The sequence below is a fragment of the Brevibacterium samyangense genome (assembly GCF_039529845.1).
Lineage (GTDB): Bacteria > Actinomycetota > Actinomycetes > Actinomycetales > Brevibacteriaceae > Brevibacterium > Brevibacterium samyangense.
Window position 1 is genome coordinate 13,493 of sequence record NZ_BAAANO010000003.1, and the last position, 2,665, is coordinate 16,157.

At 65.0% G+C, this 2,665-nt stretch carries 2 protein-coding genes; both read right to left on the reverse strand.

Translation table 11 applies throughout. The features are described from left to right. Positions 1-38: 38 nt before the first annotated feature. Complete coding sequence (locus ABD172_RS01210) at positions 39-824, reverse strand: Bax inhibitor-1/YccA family protein (protein ID WP_344306209.1); 786 nt, start codon at positions 822-824, stop codon at positions 39-41. Between the two features lie 107 nt (positions 825-931). Continuing rightward, positions 932-2,515 carry an AbgT family transporter gene (locus ABD172_RS01215; protein ID WP_344306211.1) on the reverse strand — a complete coding sequence of 528 codons (1,584 nt, stop codon included), beginning with the start codon at positions 2,513-2,515 and terminating at the stop codon, positions 932-934. Positions 2,516-2,665: the final 150 nt, after the last annotated feature.

The window sequence follows — 2,665 nt, forward strand, 5'->3', positions numbered from 1 at the left end:
GCGAGGAGGTCCGCCGCTACGTCACGCCTCATGGGGTGTCAGTCCCCACCGCGGAGGTACGAGAGGATGCGGAGGATCTCGATGTACAGCCAGACGAGCGAGGTCATGAGCGAGAACGCGAACAGCCACGAGTACTTCTCGGGGACGCGCTGCCGGATCCCGGCCTCGATCGACTGGAAGTCGGTGATGAGCGTGAGTGCCGCGAGGATCACGGCGACGCCGGAGATGAGGATGCCGAGCGGCATCGTGACACCCATGATGGTGATGTCGATGCCACGGGCACCCGAGGTGCCGGTCGCGAGCGAGAACACGAAGTTCACGATCGAGAACACCGCATAGCCGGCGACCGCGAACATGAGGAACTTCATGAAGCCGCTCGAGACCCGCACGATCCGGAACTTGTAGAGCGCGAAGCACACCGCGAACACGGAGAGGGTCGCGAGGACCGCCTGCGTGACGATGCCCGGGTATATCGCGTTGAAAATGCCGGAGATCCCACCGAGCGCGATTCCCTCGATGCCGGAGTACGCGAGGACCAACCCCTTGCTCGGCTCGCGCTTGAACGCGATGACGAGACCGATGACGAGTGCCACGATGACCGCCGGCAGGGCGAGCATCGGGACGAACCAACCGACGACGGCGCCGAGCAGCAGCACACCGAAGGAGATGACCGTCTTCATGAGGACGTCGTCGATGGTCATCGGGCGGGCAGCCGGAGCGTCGTACATCTGCTGGAGCTGATCGGCGCTCACGGCAGCCGGAGCCTGCGTGCGTGCGGCCTGCACGCCCTGCTTGAGGCTTCGATTGACGATGGGGTTGCTCACTTTTCCTCCACGAGGGTCGTTGTCAGTGGGTTCCATGCTATCGGTCCCACCTGAGCATCCGCTGGTGGGACCGGGGTTCCGCAACCCGATCGTGACCGAATCCGGACTCAGCCCGCCGGGTACGTCGAGGGTGCGCCCGGCCCCATCGGGATGCCGAGAGCCCACCACACGAAGAAGAGCAGGCCCCACACGAGGAACATGCCGATCGACAGCGGGATCGTGAGCGAGAGCAGCGTGCCGATGCCCGCGTCCTTCTTGTAGCGCTGGATGAAGCCCAGGATCATGATGAAGTACGGGCTCATCGGCGAAATGATGTTCGTCGTCGAGTCACCGATGCGATAGACCGCCTGCGTGGTCTCCGGTGCGATGCCGAGGAACATGAGCATCGGCACGAGCACCGGTGCGAGCAGGGTCCACAGACCCGAACCCGAGGTGATGAAGAGCGCCGCGAGTGCGACGAGCAGGTACGTGCCGAGCAGGATGACGAAGGAGTTCGCGCCGATCGACTGGAAGAACTCGGCGCCCTTGATCGCGAAGATCTCACCGAGCCCGGACATCTTGAAGAGTGCGAGGAACTGCGAGGCCGCGAAGAAGAGGACGAGCACCTGGATGAACGGCGCGAGACCCTTCACCATCATGTCGGGGATGTCCGACCACGTGCGGATCGACTTCGTCGCGACGCCGTACATGATGCCGAGGATCCAGAAGCCGAATCCGATGATCGCGGCGATCCCGGCCATGAGACCGGATTCCGGACCGAATCCGCCTTCGGCATCGCGCAGGAACGAACCCGACGGCCAGGCGAGGACCACGACGAGCACGATCGACAGGACGAGGCCGATGCCCGCGACGACCATGCCGCGCTTCTCCTCGGCGGTGATCGCCGTGAGACGGTGATCGTCCTCGGACTCGACGACGTCCGCGTCGAGCGTCATCTGCTCACCGCGCTTGTTGAGGAGCAGCTCGGTGACGAGGGTGACCGCCGCGGCGACCGCGAACATCGACACGAAGTTGAAGAAGAGGTTGGCGACCGGGGTGACGGTGTAGGTCTCGTCGACGATGTGCGCCGCCGAGGTCGAGATCCCACCGAGGATCGCATCGAGGCTGTTGACGAACGGGGCCGCCGAATAGCCGCCCGAGGTGGCGGCGTACGCGACCGCACAGCCGATGACGGGGTTGCGACCCACCGCACGGAACGCGAGCCCGCCGAGCGGGATGACGATCATGTACGAAGCGTCCGAGGCCATCGAGGCCGCCGCACCGACGAGGGCGACGACGACGGTGATGTACCGCGGATTCGTCTTCACGAGCGCCCCGCGCATGAGGACGGGGATGAGTCCCGAGCGTTCGGCGACGGCGACGCCGAACATGACGACGAGCACGAGGCCGAGTGCCGGGAACTCCGTGTAGTTCGTCACGACACCGGAGACGATCGCACGGAGGTTCTCCGCGCTCAGCAGGTCGACCGCCGTGACGGTTTCCTCGGTCGCCGGGTTCACGGCGTTCAGACCGGCCTTCGAGAGGACCGAGGACAGGACCATGACGAAGACCGCGAGGCCGATGAACAGCCAGAACGGGTGCGGAAGCTTGTTGCCGACCTTCTCGATGACGACGAGGGCCCGCATGAGCGGGCCGAGCTTCTCGGTGGAGATGTCCGGAGCGGGGGCACTCGCGGAGGTGTTCGAGGACATGCGATACCTCTGGGGATCAGGAAAAGGGGACCGCAGGAGGCTATCAGCTACGACAACCCGACTTGTGGTCCGGGTCGCATTCCACCGCCGTTCGTGATGAGCCTCACAGGCTCATACACGGTTCCGAATGCCCGAGGCGCCCCGCGGGTG

Excerpts from the sequence above, each read along its gene's own strand:
- ABD172_RS01215 (WP_344306211.1), bottom strand. The coding sequence starts at position 2,515 with ATGTCCTCGAACACCTCCGCGAGTGCCCCCGCTCCGGACATCTCCACC.